Raw genomic sequence first — 20764 nt, forward strand, 5'->3', positions numbered from 1 at the left:
TAAAAAGCTCAAAATCTCTCTCTTCTTTTTTATGCATAAAGAATCTCTTTGGCAATTTTTTGTTTATAGAAGTCTCGAAAACTATCAAAATAGCCCACATCAACTGGTGTTTTAAAAGAATTTTGAAGATATTCTCTTAAATCCTCGCGAAGAAAAAAGTCTTTTTTGGTTGTAACGATAGCCAAATCAATATCACTGTTTTGATGTGCTGTTCCTCTTGCGTAACTACCAAATAGCCCTATTTTAGTGACAGCATATTTTTGGCGCAATTCATCTTTGTGTTCTCGCAAAAAAGTCAAAATCTCTTCTTTTGTCATGGACCACTCTCTTCTTTGGCTTTGATTGATTTTAGCGCACTTTAAATACAGAAAGGCAAGGCCCAAAAGCTTGGGCCTTTTGGATTACTTGACTTCGATGGATTCTTTTAAAGACTCGACGGTTTTTTCGCCGATACCTTTGACGTTGACGAGTTCTTCAACGCTTTTAAAACCACCATTTGCTTCGCGGTAGGTGATGATGGCCGTGGCTTTTTTCTCCCCAATGCCTTTGAGGGTCGCTAACTCTTCCGCGGTTGCGGTGTTGAGATTTACCTTGGCCCAGAGGGCAACTGCCAAAAACAAAAACAACATGATACTTCGTAGCATCATTTCTCCTTTTGGTAAGATAGGGAATAATAACATAAAGTATTATTTTATGTTGCTTAAACGTATTTAAAAATAAAAAAGAGAGAAAGCCTTACTGTTTTTGTTCAGAATGAGGTTGCTTGCTAATAAACCTCATCATGCACGCCAATATCTATGGGGATTATTTCTTTCTCATTGAGAATAAAATCTATGACTATTCTATATTGCATAGTAATAGAAACACTATAATAAACCCCTAATTTTCCTTTTAGTTTGTGCAGTCTTAACGAAGGGTGATAGGGGTCTAATTCAAGTAATTCTATGGTTTTTACATAGCGACTTAGCACGTCGGGGTGTTTTTTGATAAACTTTTTTAGCTTTTTAAAATACTCATCCGTTCGGATGATCTTATAGCGCATCCATCAACTCTTTCACGTGTTCTGAAGCTGTTTGGATTTTGTATCTTCCTTCTTTGACATCTTGCATTGCCTTCATATGCGCAATGTCTAACTCGTGCTCCCTAAAGGCCTTGTACCTTTCTATATCAAGAATCACGTATTTGTTTTTTCCGCGAACATTGACAATAAGTTCGTCGGTCTTTTGAAACATTTTTTCAAACATGGACACGCCGTTCACTTTGACTTCATTTGCTGTGATTATCATAATAGTACCTCCAATAGTACTTTTAATGGTATTTTACTCCAAAGAGGTTTAAAAGAACCAAAATAAAGTAGCGTAGTTGTTACCTTTGACCAACGAAGTAGCCGCTAAAAGCGCTTAGACATAGAAAAATATAGACGGGTTTGCTACTTTCTGCCAACGCCTACACAGCGATAAAGCTAGGATTATAGAGCGAGGGCTTGTTATAGATTAGGGGCGTAACGCCTTGGCGCAAGTAGTAGTGCGAGGGGGTGAGTTCGGGGTTGTACATGTAAATCTCGCCACCCGCTTCTTTTAAGATGGCATGACCTGCAGCGGTGTCCCATTCCATAGTGGGAGCGACGCGCGGGTAGAGGTGTGCTTTTCCTTCGGCAATGAGGCACAATTTGAGCGAACTTCCCCGTTGTTGGACTTCCACTTCTGTAACTTCTGCTTTCAAAGCAGCGATGAAACGCTTGGTCTTGGAAGAAAGGTGCGATTTACTCGCCACCACGATGCAATGGCGCGTGTCAAAAGGCGTTACATGTAAGGCTTCGCGCCCTTGTACGGTCTCTTTAAACGCGCCTTTTCCCTCTTGCGCCCCATAAAGCACATCCCAAACAGGCGCTTGCACCACCCCAAGCACGGGCACACCGTGACGAATGAGGGCGATGTTTACCGTAAAATCGCCCGTTTTTTTAATGAACTCTTTTGTCCCGTCGATGGGGTCCACACACCAGTACTCTTCCCATCCCTGCCGCTCCTCATAAGGCGCGGCTTTGGTCTCTTCGGAGAGGATGGGGATGTCTGGATATGCCGCGTTCAACGCATCACAAATGAGGGCATTGGCCAATAAGTCTGCTTCAGTGAGGGGCGAATTGTCCGCTTTATACGTAACCGCAACCTTGCGCCCGTACACCTTCAGCACCTCAGCACCTGCTACCTTGGCAATGCCCACAACTGTTTCTAGCATGAAGGACTGCATCTCTTAAGTGCCTCTTCTAGGGCTTTTTGATAGGTGCGCATCAATGCGTGGGTCTTTGCCTCAAAACGCGCCACAAGCACGGGCGTAGTATTGGACGCGCGCACGAGCCCCCAGCCTTCTTCAAACACCACCCGCACGCCATCCACGGTGATGATTTCTTTGATGGCAGGAAAATCACTCGGCGGGGTTTCCAAAAAGGTTTTGAGCTTCACGATGGTTTCAAACTTGGTTTCTTCGGTCGTGGGGATTTTAAGCTCTTCGGTGGTAAACATTGTGGGAAGTTTGGCCAGTTCCGCGTCCAAATCTAGGCCTTTGTAAAGCAACTCTAATGTACGTAGCATCGCGTAAATCGCATCGTCGTACCCAAAATAGCGGTCAGCAAAAAAGATATGTCCGCTCACTTCTGCGGCAATGTCGATGCCAAGCTCTTTCATTTTGACTTTGATGTTGCTGTGGCCTGTTTTGTACATGTACGCCGTGCCAATCTTGGCTACTTCGTCATACATCACTTGAGAGCATTTCACCTCGCCCAAGATTTTGGGATTTTTAAGAAGCTTGGCGTACAAAAGTGCCAACTGGTCGCCCTTGAAGTTGTTGGTTTGAGTGAGCACCGCCAAACGGTCGGCATCTCCATCAAAAGCAAAAGCGATGTCGCCATTTTGCGTTTTCAACAAGGCTTTTACATCGTGCAGGTTTTCTTCTTCGCTGGGGTCAGGGTGGTGATTAGGAAAGGTGCCATCGGGCTGGGCGTAAAGAATGGTGGTGTTTAGCTCCAACGCTTCGCACAGTTTTGGCACCACCACGCCCGCGGCTCCGTTGCCACAATCAATAGCAATGCGCGTTTTCATGCCTCTTAAGTGGGCAAACGCTTTGACTAAAAAATCCGTGTATAACGCAAGGGTATCTACGGCTTTACATGTAAGGTTATCAGGAATGTGTTGTGAAAACGCCATCACTTCTTGCCCAAGGGCAGTGATATCTGCGCCAAAAAACGGGGCTTGGTTTAGGGTGATTTTGAGGCCGTTGTATTCGGGGGGATTGTGTGAGCCTGTCACCATCACCGTCGCATCTGCTTTGTGCTCATGGTCAAAAAAACCGCCAAAATAGTTACACGGCGTGGGTACAAGCCCCATGTTTAACACCTCAAGCCTTGCGTGGTTGAGGCCACTGGTAAGCCACCCTGCAATGGTAGGAGAATGCAGCCTTGCATCGTACCCTATGGCTACGGTGTTGCCAACCTTAGCAATGCGTTTGCCCAACAAAAAACCGATGGTTTTAATGCTGTGTTCGTTTAAATCTTTTTCGTAAATGCCACGAATGTCGTATTCTCTAAAAATGTGTTGCATGGGTTTCCTCAACGGTTAAGTTTATAAATCTTTGCCCACGGCGTGAGCGAAACAGGTGTAAAAAATCTTTGGTCTGGGTTTTCTAACACAAAAAGTTGCACAAAAGTAGAAGCGAACATGGGCTCATCCACCAGTAAAAACGTCTGGTACGGCTCCATGAAAATGAGCGTGAGCGCACCATCTGGGTGTAGATTTTGAGCCTCATAAGCCAACGCGCCCGCTTCGTAACGGGTTTGTATGAAACGCTTTAAAGGCACTTGCTGATCTCCAAGGTGCATGATGCCGCGCACTTTATCAAGCTTAACGCCTCCACCAAGGTGCAGCGCCTCTTTGGTATCTTGAAAACGCGATGTCATAAAAAACAAAGGCGGGCGCTTGGAAGTACCGCTCATCACATCTAGGGCGCTAAATTGGGCAACAGTTTGCATAATGGGCATCATACGATAGGGCAAGTACATGTAAACCTCATGGTTTTTAGGCGGCAGTGCCACATGGGGCAAATCGTCCAAAAACGCATTAGCGTCTTCGTAGCCGTACTCGCTCATCATCCACGCGAGGTTTGAACGGGGCAAAAGCACACGGTCGTCTTTGGGCTTGGTGCGGTTGTCTTGGCCGATGTCGTAACGCATTTGGGTATATTCGACCTCCAGGCGCGCCATAGCTGCGGCACTTGTTTGGTCAGCGTGCAACATAAAACTCACAGGAAAATTCACCGCCCCAGAGTGCTTCCCCCCATCAATTAAAGTGCGCATTTTGCCATAGTAACGGAGTGGGTATCCATAATCCCACCATGAAACCACGTAAGCTTCCTCGCCCACACTCTCCCCAAGGGTTTCAAGTTGCGCCACTTCGTTCGCGTTCATGACTGTAGGTACACGGTAATTAATAACATGTGTAATGTTAGGGTATAGCGCCCCAAGTGTTGCCACGACTACCAACGCCCCGCCCATCAACACCACGTTACGCTCTTTGGCAAAGCGCGTCGCAAACCACTCTTTGCACCACACAATCCCATACCCAAGGCCCAAAGCAGCGATAGGAACGGCGTAAATTGTAAAGCGAAGCCCGCCCACATAGGCCAAAAATCCAAGACCAAGCAGGGGAAGACCAAGGAGCATCACGGGATGTTTGCGCACCAAAAGCAGGTACCCAAGAAGCGACACGACAAAGGTCGCTACATGCCCGCTAATGCGCACTGCAAAGGTTTCAAAGGGAATATGCCCTGCCTCGCGCACCGTTTGCATGACACTAAAAAAATGCAAAATGATTTCATCTTCATAACTTGCAGTGCTAGCGCGAAACACATACCCTTGCAGTTGCTTCCAAACAGGACCAAGCCCGCCCGTGGCAAAAAACAGCACAAGTGCCACGCCAAGTAGGGTCACAGAGTGCCGTTTTAAGGTTTCAACACGTTGGAGTCCAAAAAGCACAAATACGCCAACCAAGCGAACCACATCAGGCAAACCCATCATGGCAACAAGCATCATCGCAAGGAGTTGGTAGTTGTAAGTGTTTTTACGCTCATATACAAGCACATACAGCAAAACCAATCCAAAAAAAGCAAATTCAAGAGAGTAGCTTTGCGGGTACCACCACCGGTAGGCCACCATTTCAAGGCCTGTGATGAGCAGATATTTGGCTTCCTTAGTTTGCAGGGCAAGGGCTAGCGACCACACCAAGAGCATAGGAAATACGATGTTAAGCATGTCTGTGTCGTAATAACCCGACATCGTCCGGTTATAATAACTCACCCCAATACTTGCCACCAATGCCCCAATAAACGCAGCGCCTCGTTCATTTAGATGGTTTCCCAACAGCAAGATGGGCACCACCACCAAAGAACCAAGCACGGCGGGCATATAGAAAATAATAGTTTCAAAGGAAAAAGGTAGCACAAAAGCAAAAAGAGCCGTAAGTTGGGCGAGCGCGGTGCGAGTAGGCGAAAAAATACCCGCCTCGCCGCGCAACAAATCCCGCGCGCCCTCGGCAAAATAGTACCCATCATTAGTATTAATCATAAACACACCATTGTGGTACACGCTTTCTATGCCATCAAATTGGTACACCCAAATGAGGCGCACGGCGAAACTAAAGGCAAACGCAAGGGCAATGAGCACCCACAGCGGAAGCGTGTTTAAACGGCTCATAGCGCGCCTATTTGGTGGTATTCAAACCCGTATTTTTGCATTTTGCTTTTAGTGAATTGGTTGCGTCCGTCAAAGAAAATGGGGTTTTTGAGGCGTTGTTTCATCTCCACAAAATCAGGACTTCGGAACTCTTGCCATTCGGTCACGAGTACCAATGCGTCCACACCATCAAGGGCGTCGTATTTGCTCTTGACATAGTGTACATGTAAGGCCTCTTTAAGGTAGTGTTTTTGGGCTTCTTCCATGGCTTTGGGGTCATACGCTACCACTTTTGCGCCACGCTCGCCCAGCAAATGAATGAGCGTTAGGGAAGCGGCTTCACGCATGTCGTCGGTTTCAGGCTTAAAGGCAAGTCCCCACAGTGCAAAAGTAAAACCGTGCAAATCTTCCCCAAAACGGGCAACGATTTTTTGCACCAAAAGGGTTTTTTGGTCTGCGTTTACCGCTTCAACGGACTCCAAAATGCGCGGCGTGTAGCCGTAATCTTTGGCGGTTTTTACCAGCGCTTGCACGTCTTTGGGAAAACAGCTCCCGCCGTACCCGCACCCTGGATAGATAAAACTGTACCCGATGCGACTGTCTGAACCGATGCCATTGCGCACTTGGTTCACGTCCGCTCCCACGCGCTCACAAATGTTGGCTATTTCGTTCATGAAGCTGATTTTTGTGGCTAGCATGGCGTTGGCGGCGTATTTGGTCATCTCGGCACTTTTGATGTCCATGGCAATAAACCTGTCGTGGTGCAACATAAAAGGGGTGTAGAGTTCTTTAAGCACTTCCAGGGCTTCAGGCGCGTCTGTGCCCACCACCACGCGGTCGGGCTTCATGAAGTCTTTAATAGCAGCACCCTCTTTTAAAAATTCGGGATTAGAGGCCACATAAAAAGGCACAGCAAGGCCGCGTTTTTCAAGGGCTTTGGCGATGCTTTGGCGCACTTTGTCGGCTGTTCCCACCGGCACCGTGGACTTGGTCACGACCACCAAAGGGTGCTCCATGTGTTCGCCAATGCCCTGAGCAACAGCCAACACGTAGCGCAAATCCGCGCTCCCGTCTTCGCCCATGGGCGTGCCCACAGCGATGAAAACCGCCTGTGCGCCCTGCAAGGATTCAGGCAAGCGGGTTGAAAACACCAAAGAACCTTTTTGGGCATTTTGTTTTACCATCTCTTCAAGACCTGGTTCATAGATAGGGATAATGCCTTCTTGAAGCTTGGCGATTTTAGCCTCGTCCACATCCACGCACGTCACAGCGTTGCCCATTTGAGCAAAACACGTTCCTGTTACCAATCCCACATACCCTGTTCCGATGACACTAATTTTCATGCAGTTTTTTCTCCCATGCTAATGCTGTTTTGCAAATGTGTTCCAAGTCGTCGCATTGGGGTTCCCACCCCATGCGCGTTTTGATTTTTGTGCTGCTAGCTACCAGTATAGCAGGGTCGCCCTCGCGTCTTGGAGCCATTTCAACCTTAAAATCCACCCCACTCACGCGCTGCATAGTTTTAATCACTTCGCGCACACTAAAGCCGTGCCCGTATCCCACGTTAAAGGTATCGCTTGGGTGCGTTTTAAGGTATTCAAGGGCCTTTAAATGGGCATCTGCCAAGTCTTCCACGTGGATATAATCGCGCTCGCACGTGCCGTCTTTCGTGGGGTAGTCCGTTCCAAACACCGCCAACGCATCGCGCGCACCAAGGGCCGTTTGTGCCGCGACTTTAATAAGATGGGTTGCATCAGGAAAAGACTGACCAATGCTTCCGTCTCCCGCTACTCCAGCCACATTAAAATAACGTAAAATCACATGTTTGAATGCAGGATGAGCATTCGAAGCATCCCTCAGTACTGTTTCGCTCATGAGCTTGCTTCTACCATAGGGATTAATGGGCGCAAGCAAAACGGTCTCATCAACAGGGTTTGTCGCGGGCTCCCCGTACACCGCCGCAGTTGAGGAAAAGACAAAGCGTTTGACCCCAAAGTTTACACACAGTTCGATGAGCCCCGTGGTTTTAGCCGTATTGTTTTTATAGTATTTCAGCGGATTTTGCATCGATTCGGAGACTACGATAGACGCGGCAAAATGCAACACGTCCGTTACTTCAAAACGTTCGATGAGCATTTCGAGCATTTCGAGATTGTCAAGGTCAATCTTGGCAAAATGAAAATCCCGAATCTCCAAGAGCGCGTCGATGCACGCTTGGTTTCCAGTGGAGAGATTGTCCACCACGACGATGTTTTCCTCGGTTTTTTCCAAAAGCTGTTTGAGCACATGGGAACCGATGTAACCCGCACCGCCGGTGAGTAAGATGGCCATTAGCGCTCACTCCTTACATGTAAGAACACAGGAAAGCGTGGCAAGCCCGAATTTGTGGTGCCATAGAACTTGTATGTTACTGTAGCGCCAAGAGGGGGTGGTGTGCGACGGTCGGCATTTTTAAGACCTGAGCCAATGCGAAACTGTGTGCCGTTTTTGTCCTTACATGTAAAGGCCCCCAGCAAGCCTTCAAACTTCCCTTTGCCCTCATGGTGTGCCACTACTTCGCACTCGGCGTCTTCGTAGCGCTTGACCTTCAGGGCCAAGGGTGAACGACTGGTTAAATACCCGACATTAGGGTCGCGCACCACCACGCCCTCGCCTCCTTGGTCTTCCACAGTGGCTAAAAAATCTTCCAAAGAGGAGGTATCTTCGCACACATACTGAGGAATCACACGAACAAAAGGCGTGGGAATGCGTTTAAGGTAATCTTCCAAAACACTCAAACGTTGTGCCAATCCACCCTGCCCGTCTGGCACGTCAAACACATGAAAAGCAAGCTTTCTCCACCCCTCGTGGGGTGTAAGTTGCGCCGTGATAGAGGCAATCTCTTCAAACGCCCCGCGCCCACTCCACAGTTCACCATCAAGGGCAAAAGGTGGAAAATCTTCGGTAAACCACGGGGGTGCGGCAAAAAGGTTACCGTTGCGTGAATAGAGCGCCGTCCCATCCCAGTAGGCGCGCACGCCATCGAGTTTTTCGCTCATGAGCCACCCCGAAACGTTATGGTCACGGTAAGTTTCAAGAAGCATGAGGGCGGGTTTTTGCGCCCAAAGGGAAAGGGAGAGAAAAAGCAGTAACGCCCAAATCCTCACAACTTCACTCCAAAAAACTGCGCGTACCACTCCACAAAACGGTCAATGCCTTCTTGGATGGGCGTGGCGGGTTGGTAGTTCAAATCCTCCACCAAATCGCTCACGTCTGCATAGGTGGCAGGCACGTCGCCTGCTTGCAAAGGCAAGAGATTTTTTTGGATAGGCTTGCCAAGTTTTCGCTCAATGGCTTCGATAAAATCCATCAATTTCACGGGCGCATTGTTGCCGATGTTGTAGATTTTATAGGGAGCAAAAGAGCGTGAGGGGTCTTGGTGGTTCCATGTGGGATTAGGCGAAGGTGGGTTGTCGATGACCCGCACTACGCCCTCTACGATGTCATCCACGTAAGTAAAATCCCGTTGCATATTGCCGTGGTTAAACACGTCGATGGGTTTGCCCTCAAGTGCCGCTTTGACAAACAAAAACAACGCCATGTCGGGTCGTCCCCACGGTCCATACACCGTGAAAAACCGAAGCCCCGTGGTAGCGATGCCAAAAAGATGGCTGTAGGTGTGCGCCATGAGTTCGTTGGATTTTTTGCTCGCCGCGTAAAGACTGATGGGGTGGTCGACGTTGTCTTTGGTGGAAAAAGGAAGGCTTTCATTGAGTCCGTACACCGAACTGCTCGACGCGTAGGAGAGGTTGTTCACGCCGTGATGGCGGCAACACTCTAAGATGTTTAAAAACCCGATGATATTACTGGTCATGTACGCGTCTGGGTTGGTGAGTGAGTAACGCACACCTGCTTGGGCGGCAAGGTTGCACACGGCATCAAACTTTTCGGTGGCAAAAAGGGTTTGCAAGGTTTCTTTGTCTTCGAGGTTTGCTTGAATGAAACGGTAGTTGGCGTGTTTGGTGCTTTGGGTGAGGGTGTTTGGTGCGATGGCCTCCCCCGCAATGCCCGCTTCGCGCAACCTGCCGTACTTAACCCGCACGTCGTAGTAGTCGTTGATAGAATCAAGCCCGACCACCTCATCGCCTCTGGAGAGAAGACGGTTTGCAAGGTGAAAGCCGATGAAGCCCGCGGTGCCTGTGACTAAAATGCGCATGTTTTTCCTTTAATGTGTTGCTACTTTTTCAAGCGCTTTGGTGATGGCTTCTTGAAACACGGGGGTGTACGCTTTGTCTTTGGCAAGTTTTGCGCCCATTGCTTCAAGAGAGAGGGCATAATCTTCACATGTAAGGTTGCCTTTGAGCAGTTCGTACTTTAAATAGAGCCAGTAAGTGTTAAGCACGTCGCTTTCACAGTAGGTTTTGATTTTTTCCAATTCCCCTGCAAAATAGAGCGCCATCACTTGGTCGCCGCTCACGTCGTACTTGCCTGGCATCCCCGCCATGGCGCACAAATGGTCTAGTTTTAGCCCTCGCGCGGCCCCAAAGTCGCTGATGTGGTCCATCAAATCCACGTGAAAACGGTCGCTAAAGCGCGCGCGGTAATGTTCCCATTTGTTTTTCCCAAGCTCTTTGTTGTCCATCTCAAAATACGCAGGACACGAGAGGTTGTGCGCCAAGGCGCGCACCATTAACATAGGCATGTCAAAACTACGCCCGTTAAAGCTCACCAGTTTTGGGTTATGACGGTCGATAAACTGCAAAAACGCCTTAAGCAGCGCTTCTTCCGTGTCGCCTTCCATGCTATTTACACGCAAAAAGACGCCAAAATCATCGGCAATCACCGCCGAAATCGCCACGACTTTGTGAAAAGCAATGGGCAAAAACCCGCTGCCCGTTTTGGCTTCTTGCGCTTCCACGGCCGCTTGTGCGACGGCTTCGTCACTTCCTTCAAAGCCATGAACACGTCGCAACAACGCGCTATCAGGGATAGTTTCACAGTCAAATACACAAATCATGCTTCTTCCTTTAATGCCAACGTGCCAAGAATGCCAAGCAACCTAAACGCACTTTTAGAGTCTTGGTCTAGTACCTTTTGCGCTAGCGGGGTGTGCGCCAAGCGCGCTAACGCTCCAAAACTCCCAGCAAGGGCTTTGACACGTTTTGCCATGCCTTTTTTAGTGCGCGCCTCGTACAGGCCTATAAGCTTCGCATAATCAGCCTCAACCCTGTGTTTTGCAAGGGAAAACAAAAACAAAAAAAGGTCGCGAAATTGCAAATCTTCCAAAGGAATGGCTTTATCAAAAGCTTCTTCAAAGTCAAGAGCAAAGACTTTTCCTTCTTTACATGTAAAGTTTTTTATCTGCGCCCCACCGTGAAATTCTCCCTTTACATGTAAAGCACTCAACACCTCAACCACCTTTTCTAAAAGCCCTGGCACATTAGTGACTTCACCGTTACGGATGGCATTAAGGACGCTAGAACCTTGGTCTTCTAGGATAAAAAATGTTTCATTGACAGTTACAACGCTAGGGACATTGACACCTTTTTGCTCTAACCGCACAAGCTTACTTGATTCGTGCATAAGGGCTTGTTGAGGACTTTGCACGAGAGAAGGCACCAATAAAGGGTGTTTTAGCACCGCGTATGCGACACGGTGAATGCTTCGTGCGCCCGTTTTGCGCGCCCGTTTTACCCAATACTTCACCCCTTCGACGTCCATACTCACAACATCAAACGTCTGGTGTCGAGCCAGTGCGGCACTGGCTTCTTGCTCAATCCGCGTCATGAGCCAACGTTCCCGCAAGACGGCGGTATGCGTCGCAGTGCTCTAGCAAATAGGCCTCATTGCCCATATCCACAATCTTTCCACGGCGTAACACAGCAATTTTATCGGCTTGTTTGATCGTGCTAAGGCGATGAGCAATGATGATGGTGATACGGTTTTTACTCACCGCTTCGATAGCCTCGGTGATTTTTTGTTCACTTTTGGAATCAAGCGCGCTCGTAGCCTCATCAAAAATCAAAATCTGCGGGTCTACGTACAATGCCCTTGCAATGGCGATGCGCTGACGTTGACCGCCAGAAAGGTTGGTGCCATGTTCATCAAGCACCACCTCCACACCGCCCATTTCCTCCACAAAATCTAGCGCATTGGCTTGGTGCAAGCACGTCTTCACGCGCTCCAAGTCGATTTCTTTACCGTAGGCCACATTGGCCGCGATGGTGTCGTTGAAAATATACACCCGTTGTGTAACAATAGAAACACCGTTTCGCAACTGTTCCAATCCCACCTCACATAGGCGTGTCTCGTCTAGGTAAATCCCTCCCGTATCGGGGTCAAAAAAGCGCACAATAAGATTCACAATAGAGCTTTTCCCTCCGCCACTGTCTCCCACAAGGGCCAGTTTTTCCCCTTTTTTCACCTCAAAACTCACCCCATCAAGGGCTGTTTTGTCCCCATAACGTAGCACCACATCTTCAAAACGTAAGGCTTGCACACGGGGCATAGGGAGATTTTTTTCAGAAATAATACTGGGCTTTTGGTCAAAAATGTGCAAAATCCGCTCACTGGCCGCAATGGCATCTTGGATAGCGTTGTACAAATCCGAAATACGCCGAATAGGGGTGTAGAGCATAAAAAGAGCCGTTAAAAATGAAAAAAAGCTCCCTACCGTCATCTGCCCTTCGATAACTTCACGACCGCCTATCATGATGACGGTTGCTACCCCAATAGCACCCGCCACTTCCATCAACGGGCCTGAAAGCTCGGAAGTTTTGACCGACTTCATGTTGAGTTTAAAAAACTGCATGTTTTCTTTGGCAAAAATACCATGTTCGTGCTTTTCAGCCGCGTGGGCTTTGATGATTTCGATGTTGGTAAAAATCTCTGAAAGTTTAGAGGTAATGTCGGACGTTTTTTCTTGAGAATGATGAGAGAGTCTTTTTAGTTTTTTAGCAATAAGGCGTAGCGGAATGATGATGAGAGGAATGATGATGAGCGCAAAAAAGGAGAGTTTAGGACTTTGGTAAATCACTACCCCCAAAAGCCCACAAGCGGTCAACCCCTGTCGTCCCATCTCAGGAATGAGCGTAGAGACGATACTACGGATGCGCTCCACGTCGTTGACATTGCGGCTAATAAGTTCCCCTGAGCGCAAGCGGTGAAAAAAGACAATGTCTAGGTGTAGCATGGTTTCAAGGAGTTTATTGCGCACTTTACGGATGATGTCCTGTCCAATGAGTGCCGAATAATAGACTTGAATATACTTCCCGCCGCCTTTTAAGAGGTATACCCCGATGATGGCGTAAGGCAGCAAATAGAGCAAATCGATGTCTTTTTTAACAAAAATCTCATCCAGTACAGGCTTAACAAGATAGGCGGAGGAGGAGGCGCCGATGGCGGAGAGCACCATGCCCAAAATGGCCAATAAAAAATAGGGAATATACCCTTTAAAATAGGGAATAACGAGGCGACGAAGCACCATCCGAATGTCTTTCACACCCATCCTTTGAACTGTTTTTGAACTGTTTAGGGCATTGTACTTTGTCGTTGCTGTGCAGTTAATAAAAATAACCTAAAACAGGACACGTAAATTGGCACATCAATACTTTTACGTTCCTTAAAGTCCCCCGTGCTATAATTTTCCCTCATTTTAGCGCCACTTAACACCAAAGGACTTTTCGTGCCCACTACCACGCAAACATTTGAAAACAAAACCATCCTCATCACTGGAGGCGCTGGGTTTATCGGCAGCAACCTCGCTTTTTATTTTCAAGAACACCATCCCAAAGCCACCGTCATCGTCCTTGACACGTTTCGCAATGAAGAGCGTTTTAGCAACGGCAACCTCAAAAGCTTTGGCCATTTTAAAAATCTCCTTGGCTTCAAAGGCAAAATCCTCCAAGGAGACATCACCAAAGACTTAGGCATTTTAGAGTCCCTAGACATCGACTTCATCTTCCACCAAGCCGCCATCTCCGACACCACCGTGATGGACCAAGGCATCATGATGCAAACCAACGTCAACGCCTTTGAAGACTTGCTTGGCCTTGCCTTGCGTAAAAACGCTGTGATGGTCTACGCCTCCTCGGCCGCCACCTACGGCAATGCCCCAAGCCCTCAAAGAGTAGGCCATGAAGCCCCTGAAAATGTCTATGGTTTTAGTAAGCTTGCCATGGACAACCTCGCCCGCCTTTGGGCTGCTAAAACCGACCTAACCATCGTCGGGTTGCGCTATTTTAACGTCTATGGCCCACGGGAATTTTATAAGCAAAAAACCGCTTCCATGGTGGTGCAACTGGGCCATCAAATCCTTGGCGGGCGTGCGCCCCGCCTTTTTTATGGTTCGGACGCTATCGTGCGGGATTTTATCTACATCGAAGATGTCATCCAAGCCAACATTCTTGCCGCTACAAAGGGTAAAAGCGGGGTGTACAATGTGGGCACAGGCAAACCCCGAAGTTTCCAAGACATCGCCGATATTTTGCAACAAGAACTGGGCACGAATCTAGGCACAGACTACTTTCAAAACCCCTACAGCGCCTATCAAACCCACACCGAAGCGGACATTTCCCTTACATGTAAAGACTTGGGCTACGCACCTCGTTTCACCCTAGAACAAGGCATTCGCGCCTACGTTCCCGAAATCAAACGGTTGTTTGAAAGCGAGGTCAAGGGTGCATAGACTCCACGGACGCACCCCAACTCTTTTGGTGGTGGGGGATTTGATGTTGGATCATTACCTGTGGGGTGCGTGCGAACGCATCTCTCCCGAAGCGCCCGTGCAAGTGGTGGACATCAAAAACGAAACCACCGTCCTTGGTGGGGCGGGCAATGTGCTTTCCAATCTTGCTAGTCTTGGGGCCAAAGTGCATGTGGCTAGCGTCATTGGCAACGACGAAAACGGCAACGCATTAGTGGAAAAACTGCACACTCTTGGCATCAGTCACCAAAGCCTTGTGCGTCAAGAGGGGCGCAAAACCAGTAAAAAAAGCCGCGTCATGGCAAGCCACCAACAAGTCGTGCGCTTTGATGCAGAGTCCAAAGAGCCCATCACTGCCCAAAGCGAAGCCGCTCTTTTGACTCACGTGCAAGGGCTTTTGGACGCGGCAGATGCGGTGTTACTTTCTGATTACGGCAAAGGCGTGTTGACCCCCTCATTCACCCAACGCCTCATCGCTCTCTCAAATGCTCGGGGCATCCCTTGCCTTGTAGACCCCAAAGGCAAAGACTACAGCAAATACCGCGGTGCCACGCTCATCACCCCCAACCGCGCCGAAGCAGCCCTAGCTACCAACATCAGCATCACCGATGACGCGTCGCTTTTGGATGCTGGCATGAAGCTCAAAAACAACCTTGACTTAACCTACGCCATCATCACCCTCTCCGAAGATGGGATGGCTATCTTTGACCAAAACGTGGAAAAAATCCCCACCGTTGCGCGCGAAGTGTATGATGTTACAGGCGCGGGAGACACCGTGCTTGCCAGTCTTGGCTTTGCCCTGGCGTGCGGCATGAACATCACAGAAGCCGCTTTGTTTGCTACTTCTGCCGCAGCCGTGGTGGTGGGGAAACTGGGCAGTGCAACAGCCACTCTTGAAGAAATTATCCAGTATGAACGCTCCCTTGCCACCCCATCGCTCCATGAAAAAATCCTCACCGCGCAGGCGCTTAAACCGCTCCTTAGTGCCTACAAAGAGGGGACAGTTATTTTCACCAATGGCTGTTTTGACATCCTTCATGCAGGACACGTGCGCTACTTAGAAAAAGCCAAAAGCTTTGGAAACGTGCTAGTGGTGGGGCTAAACTCCGATGCGTCGGTGAAACGCCTCAAAGGTGAAAAACGCCCCATCAACCCCCAAGAGGACCGCGCCTTTGTGCTCTCAGGACTAAATTCAGTGGATTATGTGGTCGTGTTTGACGAAGAGACACCCTACCGCCTCATCCAAGAACTTTCGCCTGATATTTTAGTCAAAGGGGCAGATTATGAGGGCAAAGAGGTCGTGGGAAGCGACCTTGTCAAAGACGTGCGCCTTGTGGAGTTTTTAGAAGGGCGCAGTACAACGCAGATACTTAAAAAGGCACAACAATGAAAACAATGATTGCACGGGAAATGGCCGCCCACCAAGCGACGCTAGAAGCCACCATGCACAGCATGCAAGACGCCATCGAAGCCGCGGCTATCATGATGGTAGAAGCCTTAGAACAAGGGCACAAAGTCCTCTTTTTTGGCAACGGCGGGAGTGCGGCAGACGCGCAGCACTGGGCGGCGGAACTGAGTGGTCGCTACAAAGTAGAGCGCGGTGGGCTTGCAGGCATTGCCCTCACCACCGACACGTCCGCCCTCACTGCCATTGGCAACGACTACGGGTTTGAGTTTATCTTTTCACGCCAAGTCGAAGCCCTTGGACGCAAAGGAGACGTACTGGTGGGCATTTCCACGAGCGGCAACAGCCCCAACGTCTTGCGCGCCTTTGAAAAAGGCAAAAGTCTTGGGTGCAAAAGCATCGGTTTTAGTGGCAGAGGCGGCGGAGTGATGGCACCTTTGTGTGACGTGAACCTCATCGTTCCCTCCAACGACACGCCCCGCATCCAAGAGATGCACGGACTCATCGGACACATCTTGTGCCAAGCGGTCGATGACGCCTACGCGCCCAAAGGCTAACATGCGCACCTGCCGTTTTGAACTCTCGCCCGCTTACGCGCATTTGGAAGAGTTTTGCAAAAACATTGCACAAGAATTTGCCCAAAGCAACGCCACCATTCACCGCGCGCGCAACGAGCTAAAAACCTTACATGTAAAGGGTGAAGCACTGGTGGTGAAGTCTTTTAAAGTGCCCAATCTTTTTAACCGTATTGTGTACACATTTTTTCGAAAAAGCAAAGCCGAAAAATCTTTTAAGAATGCGCAAAAGCTTTTGGATTTAGGAATTTGTACCCCAGAACCTATCGCTTATATTGAGTTTTTCAAAAATGGCTTGTTACATACGAGCTATTTCATTGCCAAAGAATGGCCCTATGATTTCACTATCAGGGAACCTTTGTTGGAGGAAAATTTTCCAGATAAAGAGATTGTCTTAAATACTTTCGCACACTTTGTCCACACCTTGCACCATCAGCACATCACCCACAAAGACCTCTCCCCTGGCAATGTGCTCATTCGACGAGAAAATCTACAGATGTGTGTCGTAGATATCAACCGCATGGGCTTTTCTTCTTTAAACATGAAGCAAAAGTTAGTAAATTTCTCAAAACTGTGGGCAAAAGACGAGGATCTTGAAAAAATCATAACCGCCTATGCTGATAAAGAAAAAATCGATGTGCAAGAAGCTAATACAATAGCATTGCATTACTCTCAATCGCTAAAAAGAAAGAAGGGGTTAAAAAGAAAAATGAAAGCACTCTTCACAAAGCGTCCGTAAATGATAAAACATATTTCTGTCGTTATTATCGTAAAAAATGGTGCCCAAACACTCTCAAAGACTTTAGACAGCATAAGAGCGTTTGAAGACGTTATTGTTTATGACAACGGCTCCACAGACGCCTCCTTATCCATCGCCTCTTCGTATGCTAATGTTACTTTACACCAAGGAGATTTTTTTGGCTTTGGCGAAACAAAAAATCTAGCAGCAAGCCTTGCAAAAAACGACTGGATTTTTTCATTAGACTGCGACGAAGTGGTGAGTGCAGAACTTTTAAAGAACCTCCAAAAAACCATTTTTAATAATACTTTTGTATATGAAGTTTTTAGAAATAATTATTACAATAACAAACGCATTATGTATTGTGGGTGGGGGAAAGAATCTATTCCAAGAATTTACAACAGAATATTTACTTCCTTTACCGATAGCATGGTGCATGAAAAAATTCTCACAAAAGACTTAAGTCTTATGCCTATTTATGGTGAGCTAATGCATCATCCTTATGCTTCCTTAAGTGATTTTATCATCAAAGCTGACCGCTACTCTTCTTTGTATGCCACTAATAATGTGGGTAAGAAAAAATCCAGTCCCTCCAAGGCCTTTTTTAACGGACTCTACTCTTTTATGCGCACTTATGTTTTAAAACGAGGCTTTTTAGACGGTTGGGTGGGACTAGTTATCGCATTTTCGCACATGGTGACTAACTTTTTTAAATACATGAAACTCTACGAAGCCAACAAAGAAGCAGGGTATCAGTGAAGCTTCTCATCACCAGACACGATAAAATCGGTGATTTTATCACTGCGCTTCCCTTGGTAAAGGCCATCAAAACCCAATACCCCACCACGCACATCACCTTGCTTGTGGCTCCTGTCAATGCCCAGTTTGCAAAAACCCTCCCGTGGGTAGACCATGTCATCGTGTATGAAAAAAAAGGGTTTTGGTCCCTCGTGCGCACTTTGCGCCGTGAAAAATTTGACGCGTCTATTAGCTGTTTTATTACCACGCGGCTTGGAGGGTTGCTCTGGCTTAGCAATATTGGGGTGCGGGTTGCCCCTGCTACGAAATTTGCGCAAGTTTTTTTCAACCGTCGCATCACCCAACGCCGTAGCCTTGTCGCCATGACCGAATGGCAATATAACCTCGAACTTGGCATGGGGCTTTTCCCTGATTTTAACCCTGTTTTTACCCCGCCCTTGCTCACTTATAACACTCCTGTGTCTAGCGAAAAAAAAGTGGTTTTTCACCCAGGAAGCGGAGGTAGTACCGATAGAAACGTGCGGGTTGAAGAGTACGTACATCTTGCGCGCATCGCCAGTCACGTGCCTAACACCCGCGTCTTTTTTACCTTTGGGCCTGATGATGTGGCCCTTAAAACACAGGTGGAAGCGCAGGTAGATTTTCCCGCCACACTGCTACCTGCCTTTGAAAGCTTGGAAGCTTATTGCCGTTTTTTGAGTGACTGTGCCTTGTTTGTTAGCACATCCACAGGCCCCATGCATTTAGCGGGTGCAGTGAACATCCCTACGTTATCTTTTTTTGGTAGTTCCGCTTTTGCCTCTAGCAAACGTTGGGCACCCGTGAACGACCCACAAAAACAACACAATTTCATGTTGAAGCCTGATTACCTCCTTGCCCCCATCGAAACTGCCCTCAAAGAAGCTCTTGCATGAAACCCCCGTTTTCTTGGGATGCTTACTCTGACCAACCCGCCCTTTTAAAAGACAAAGCCTACAAAAATGCTATGCGGCGCGCCCAGTGGAGAGAACATCTTAAAACCCTTGGTACGGCACTTTTTGCCCTCCCTCTTGCGCTGTGCGCCATGCCTTTTTTCAAGCCCAAAAAGCGCTTTGAGTTAGGATTGTGCGTGAACCTTGACAAAGGGCACGAGCAAGTAGCCCTCGTGGAAGAGCTTGGTGTGAAACACCTGTTGTGCCGTTTTCCCCTGTGGGAGATGGAACATCTGGAAGCGTACGCGACGTTTATCAAGAGTTTTGGGAACGATAAAACCGTTGTGGTGTGCGTGCTTCAAGACCGTGAACACATCGAAAACCTCCCTCTTACTGCCTTACATGTAAGGAAAGTTTTTGAAGTGCTTTCCCCTTTGGCGAGGGAATTTCAAATAGGAAACGCTATCAACCGCGCCAAATGGGGCTTTTTTAGCGTGGGCGAATATTTGCGGTTTTTTGAGTGTGTCCAAGCGGTGCGCGACACCCACTTTCCTCACCTCAAACTCCTAGGCCCCTCCGTCATCGACTTTGAGTACCACTACACCGCGCGGGCACTCTTTCATGGGTTTAACACCCGCTTTGACGCCCACACGGCACTCTTATACGTAGACCGTCGGGGCGCGCCCCACAACAAACAGTTGGGTTTTAACACGAAAGCGAAAATCGCCTTTTTGTACGCCCTTGCGAAACTTAGCCCCAAAAGTAGCGATGACCTTTACATCACCGAAGTGAATTGGCCTCTCTCCAACACCGCACCTTACGCCCCAACCAGTGAAAAAGAGTGCGTGGACGAGGCGACCTATGCGCGCTATTTGAAGGCGTACGTCACCACCGCCAAGCAAAGTGGCAAGGTGCGTAAACTCTTTTGGCACCAACTCATCGCGCCAGGCTATGGGCTTGTCGACAACCGCGAAGGACTCCACAAAATGCAAGGATTTGATACCTTTAAAAAACTCCTCCAAGAAAGTGCCCGATGAGACTCTTTATCGAAGTGCCCGTGTGGCTAGGCGATACCATCATGGCAAGCGTGGCGGTGGAAAATGTCATGACCCATTTTAAAGGTGCGGAAGTAGTAGTCTTTGGCTCAAAAGTCGCCACGGAAGTGTACAAAGCCCATCCTAGCGTGAGTTCCGTGGAGGTGGATGAGAGCAAACAAAGTAAAAACCGCTGGCAGTGGCTTTATCAAAAAACTAAGACTTTGGGAGAATTTGACCTTGCTGTCTCGTTTCGCAGGCAATGGAGTACACGTTTTTTGCTCTGGTGCGTTAACGCGCGTCAAAAAGCGCGCTACCGTCGCCTTGACAAAGCAAGCATTCACCAAGTCAAACGCTACAACGATTTTGCCGCCCACGTTTTAGGCGTAGCGTTACCGCTTGGGGATTTGGTCTTGCCCTTTGCACCCCACTCCTTTGCGCGCCCTACCCTAGGGCTCAACCCTGGCGCAACCTACGGGAGCGCCAAGCGGTGGTATCCTGAAGAGTTTGCCAAGGTTGCCATCGCGCTTAGTTCCACCCACGACATCGTCATTTTTGGAGGGCCAAGCGAACAAGACATCGCCTTGGAAATCGAAACCTTACTCCATGAAGCACACGTCACCAACGTGCAAAACTTAGCGGGGAAAACCACTATCGCACAATTGTGCGCCTACATCGGAGGGCTAGCGTGGTTCATCACCAACGACAGCGGCCCTTTACATGTAAGCGCGGCGTACAAGGTTAACACCGTCGCCATCTTTGGTCCCACCATGAACACCGAAACCCACGGGTGGCACAACCCCAATGAGCGTATCGTAAAGCTCGACCTACCCTGCCAACCCTGCATGAAGCGTGTGTGTCCCTTGGGACACCATGCGTGCATGAGAGGGGTAAAGGCTAAGGATGTTTTAGATAAAATCGCACTTTTAGCATAAAGGG

At 48.4% G+C, this 20764-nt stretch carries 22 protein-coding genes; 8 read left to right on the forward strand and 14 right to left on the reverse strand.

Annotated features, from left to right (window positions below; all coding sequences use genetic code 11):
* Positions 1-29: 29 nt before the first annotated feature.
* From JWV37_RS07560 to JWV37_RS07625, 14 genes are all read right to left on the reverse strand, one after another.
* Positions 30-317 carry a nucleotidyltransferase family protein gene (locus tag JWV37_RS07560; RefSeq protein WP_205459184.1) on the reverse strand — a complete coding sequence of 96 codons (288 nt, stop codon included), beginning with the start codon at positions 315-317 and terminating at the stop codon, positions 30-32.
* 84 nt (positions 318-401) lie between these two features.
* Positions 402-644 carry a ComEA family DNA-binding protein gene (locus JWV37_RS07565; RefSeq protein WP_205459185.1) on the reverse strand — a complete coding sequence of 81 codons (243 nt, stop codon included), beginning with the start codon at positions 642-644 and terminating at the stop codon, positions 402-404.
* A gap of 122 nt (positions 645-766) precedes the next feature.
* Positions 767-1042, reverse strand: a complete 276-nt coding sequence (locus JWV37_RS07570) for a type II toxin-antitoxin system RelE/ParE family toxin (RefSeq protein ID WP_205459186.1) — start codon at positions 1040-1042, stop codon at positions 767-769.
* Complete coding sequence (locus JWV37_RS07575; RefSeq protein WP_205459187.1) at positions 1032-1286, reverse strand: prevent-host-death protein; 255 nt, start codon at positions 1284-1286, stop codon at positions 1032-1034. Before JWV37_RS07575 ends, JWV37_RS07570 begins: the two co-directional genes overlap by 11 nt.
* Positions 1287-1446: 160 nt before the next feature.
* Positions 1447-2235: a 3'(2'),5'-bisphosphate nucleotidase CysQ gene (gene cysQ, locus JWV37_RS07580; protein WP_240332101.1), complete on the reverse strand. Its 789-nt coding sequence runs from the start codon at positions 2233-2235 to the stop codon at positions 1447-1449.
* Positions 2229-3593: a phosphomannomutase/phosphoglucomutase gene (locus tag JWV37_RS07585; protein ID WP_205459189.1), complete on the reverse strand. Its 1365-nt coding sequence runs from the start codon at positions 3591-3593 to the stop codon at positions 2229-2231. The genes cysQ and JWV37_RS07585 overlap by 7 nt, the downstream gene beginning before the upstream one ends.
* Before the next feature lie 8 nt (positions 3594-3601).
* Positions 3602-5740 (reverse strand): STT3 domain-containing protein, encoded by a 2139-nt coding sequence (locus JWV37_RS07590; protein WP_205459190.1) that lies wholly within the window; start codon positions 5738-5740, stop codon positions 3602-3604.
* The gene (locus tag JWV37_RS07595) at positions 5737-7062 is read right to left on the reverse strand and encodes a UDP-glucose dehydrogenase family protein (RefSeq protein ID WP_205459191.1); all 1326 of its coding nucleotides are present in this window, start codon (positions 7060-7062) and stop codon (positions 5737-5739) included. The genes JWV37_RS07590 and JWV37_RS07595 overlap by 4 nt, the downstream gene beginning before the upstream one ends.
* A complete protein-coding gene (galE, locus tag JWV37_RS07600) occupies positions 7052-8050 on the reverse strand; it encodes a UDP-glucose 4-epimerase GalE (RefSeq protein ID WP_205459192.1) in 999 nt (332 codons plus the stop codon). The genes JWV37_RS07595 and galE overlap by 11 nt, the downstream gene beginning before the upstream one ends.
* Positions 8050-8865 (reverse strand): DNA ligase, encoded by an 816-nt coding sequence (locus JWV37_RS07605; protein ID WP_205459193.1) that lies wholly within the window; start codon positions 8863-8865, stop codon positions 8050-8052. The genes galE and JWV37_RS07605 overlap by 1 nt, the downstream gene beginning before the upstream one ends.
* Positions 8862-9914 carry an NAD-dependent epimerase gene (locus tag JWV37_RS07610; protein ID WP_205459194.1) on the reverse strand — a complete coding sequence of 351 codons (1053 nt, stop codon included), beginning with the start codon at positions 9912-9914 and terminating at the stop codon, positions 8862-8864. Before JWV37_RS07610 ends, JWV37_RS07605 begins: the two co-directional genes overlap by 4 nt.
* Positions 9915-9923: 9 nt before the next feature.
* Positions 9924-10715 (reverse strand): 3'-5' exonuclease, encoded by a 792-nt coding sequence (locus tag JWV37_RS07615; RefSeq protein WP_205459195.1) that lies wholly within the window; start codon positions 10713-10715, stop codon positions 9924-9926.
* A complete protein-coding gene (locus JWV37_RS07620) occupies positions 10712-11485 on the reverse strand; it encodes a BUD32 family EKC/KEOPS complex subunit (RefSeq protein WP_205459196.1) in 774 nt (257 codons plus the stop codon). The genes JWV37_RS07615 and JWV37_RS07620 overlap by 4 nt, the downstream gene beginning before the upstream one ends.
* Entirely contained in the window at positions 11472-13205 is a 1734-nt protein-coding gene (locus JWV37_RS07625) for an ABC transporter ATP-binding protein (RefSeq protein WP_205459197.1), read from the reverse strand. The genes JWV37_RS07620 and JWV37_RS07625 overlap by 14 nt, the downstream gene beginning before the upstream one ends.
* A gap of 177 nt (positions 13206-13382) precedes the next feature.
* Here JWV37_RS07625 and rfaD point away from each other — a divergent pair, with 177 nt between their 5' ends.
* From rfaD to JWV37_RS07665, 8 genes are read left to right on the forward strand one after another with little or no spacing between them, the layout of a single operon-like run.
* The gene (gene rfaD / locus JWV37_RS07630) at positions 13383-14384 is read left to right on the forward strand and encodes an ADP-glyceromanno-heptose 6-epimerase (RefSeq protein ID WP_205459198.1); all 1002 of its coding nucleotides are present in this window, start codon (positions 13383-13385) and stop codon (positions 14382-14384) included.
* A complete protein-coding gene (rfaE1, locus tag JWV37_RS07635) occupies positions 14377-15792 on the forward strand; it encodes a D-glycero-beta-D-manno-heptose-7-phosphate kinase (RefSeq protein ID WP_205459199.1) in 1416 nt (471 codons plus the stop codon). Before rfaD ends, rfaE1 begins: the two co-directional genes overlap by 8 nt.
* Complete coding sequence (gene gmhA, locus JWV37_RS07640) at positions 15789-16364, forward strand: D-sedoheptulose 7-phosphate isomerase (RefSeq protein ID WP_205459200.1); 576 nt, start codon at positions 15789-15791, stop codon at positions 16362-16364. Before rfaE1 ends, gmhA begins: the two co-directional genes overlap by 4 nt.
* A complete protein-coding gene (locus tag JWV37_RS07645; RefSeq protein ID WP_205459201.1) occupies positions 16339-17121 on the forward strand; it encodes a lipopolysaccharide kinase InaA family protein in 783 nt (260 codons plus the stop codon). Before gmhA ends, JWV37_RS07645 begins: the two co-directional genes overlap by 26 nt.
* Complete coding sequence (locus JWV37_RS07650; RefSeq protein WP_205459202.1) at positions 17122-17880, forward strand: glycosyltransferase family 2 protein; 759 nt, start codon at positions 17122-17124, stop codon at positions 17878-17880.
* Entirely contained in the window at positions 17877-18794 is a 918-nt protein-coding gene (locus tag JWV37_RS07655; protein ID WP_205459203.1) for a glycosyltransferase family 9 protein, read from the forward strand. Before JWV37_RS07650 ends, JWV37_RS07655 begins: the two co-directional genes overlap by 4 nt.
* Positions 18791-19828, forward strand: a complete 1038-nt coding sequence (locus tag JWV37_RS07660; protein ID WP_205459204.1) for a hypothetical protein — start codon at positions 18791-18793, stop codon at positions 19826-19828. The genes JWV37_RS07655 and JWV37_RS07660 overlap by 4 nt, the downstream gene beginning before the upstream one ends.
* The gene (locus JWV37_RS07665; RefSeq protein ID WP_205459205.1) at positions 19825-20760 is read left to right on the forward strand and encodes a glycosyltransferase family 9 protein; all 936 of its coding nucleotides are present in this window, start codon (positions 19825-19827) and stop codon (positions 20758-20760) included. The genes JWV37_RS07660 and JWV37_RS07665 overlap by 4 nt, the downstream gene beginning before the upstream one ends.
* Positions 20761-20764 lie beyond the last annotated feature (4 nt).

The sequence above is a fragment of the Sulfurospirillum tamanense genome, assembly GCF_016937535.1.
Lineage (GTDB): Bacteria > Campylobacterota > Campylobacteria > Campylobacterales > Campylobacteraceae > Sulfurospirillum_B > Sulfurospirillum_B tamanense.

Bases quoted from the DNA above. Each gene is read 5' to 3' on its own strand.
- JWV37_RS07560 (WP_205459184.1), bottom strand. From the start codon at position 317: ATGACAAAAGAAGAGATTTTGACTTTTTTGCGAGAACACAAAGATGAA.
- JWV37_RS07565 (WP_205459185.1), bottom strand. From the start codon at position 644: ATGCTACGAAGTATCATGTTGTTTTTGTTTTTGGCAGTTGCCCTCTGG.
- JWV37_RS07570 (WP_205459186.1), bottom strand. From the start codon at position 1,042: ATGCGCTATAAGATCATCCGAACGGATGAGTATTTTAAAAAGCTAAAA.
- JWV37_RS07575 (WP_205459187.1), bottom strand. From the start codon at position 1,286: ATGATAATCACAGCAAATGAAGTCAAAGTGAACGGCGTGTCCATGTTT.
- cysQ (WP_240332101.1), bottom strand. From the start codon at position 2,235: ATGCTAGAAACAGTTGTGGGCATTGCCAAGGTAGCAGGTGCTGAGGTG.
- JWV37_RS07585 (WP_205459189.1), bottom strand. From the start codon at position 3,593: ATGCAACACATTTTTAGAGAATACGACATTCGTGGCATTTACGAAAAA.
- JWV37_RS07590 (WP_205459190.1), bottom strand. From the start codon at position 5,740: ATGAGCCGTTTAAACACGCTTCCGCTGTGGGTGCTCATTGCCCTTGCG.
- JWV37_RS07595 (WP_205459191.1), bottom strand. From the start codon at position 7,062: ATGAAAATTAGTGTCATCGGAACAGGGTATGTGGGATTGGTAACAGGA.
- galE (WP_205459192.1), bottom strand. From the start codon at position 8,050: ATGGCCATCTTACTCACCGGCGGTGCGGGTTACATCGGTTCCCATGTG.
- JWV37_RS07610 (WP_205459194.1), bottom strand. From the start codon at position 9,914: ATGCGCATTTTAGTCACAGGCACCGCGGGCTTCATCGGCTTTCACCTT.
- JWV37_RS07615 (WP_205459195.1), bottom strand. From the start codon at position 10,715: ATGATTTGTGTATTTGACTGTGAAACTATCCCTGATAGCGCGTTGTTG.
- JWV37_RS07620 (WP_205459196.1), bottom strand. From the start codon at position 11,485: ATGACGCGGATTGAGCAAGAAGCCAGTGCCGCACTGGCTCGACACCAG.
- JWV37_RS07625 (WP_205459197.1), bottom strand. From the start codon at position 13,205: ATGGGTGTGAAAGACATTCGGATGGTGCTTCGTCGCCTCGTTATTCCC.
- gmhA (WP_205459200.1), top strand. From the start codon at position 15,789: ATGAAAACAATGATTGCACGGGAAATGGCCGCCCACCAAGCGACGCTA.
- JWV37_RS07645 (WP_205459201.1), top strand. From the start codon at position 16,339: ATGACGCCTACGCGCCCAAAGGCTAACATGCGCACCTGCCGTTTTGAA.
- JWV37_RS07650 (WP_205459202.1), top strand. From the start codon at position 17,122: ATGATAAAACATATTTCTGTCGTTATTATCGTAAAAAATGGTGCCCAA.
- JWV37_RS07660 (WP_205459204.1), top strand. From the start codon at position 18,791: ATGAAACCCCCGTTTTCTTGGGATGCTTACTCTGACCAACCCGCCCTT.
- JWV37_RS07665 (WP_205459205.1), top strand. From the start codon at position 19,825: ATGAGACTCTTTATCGAAGTGCCCGTGTGGCTAGGCGATACCATCATG.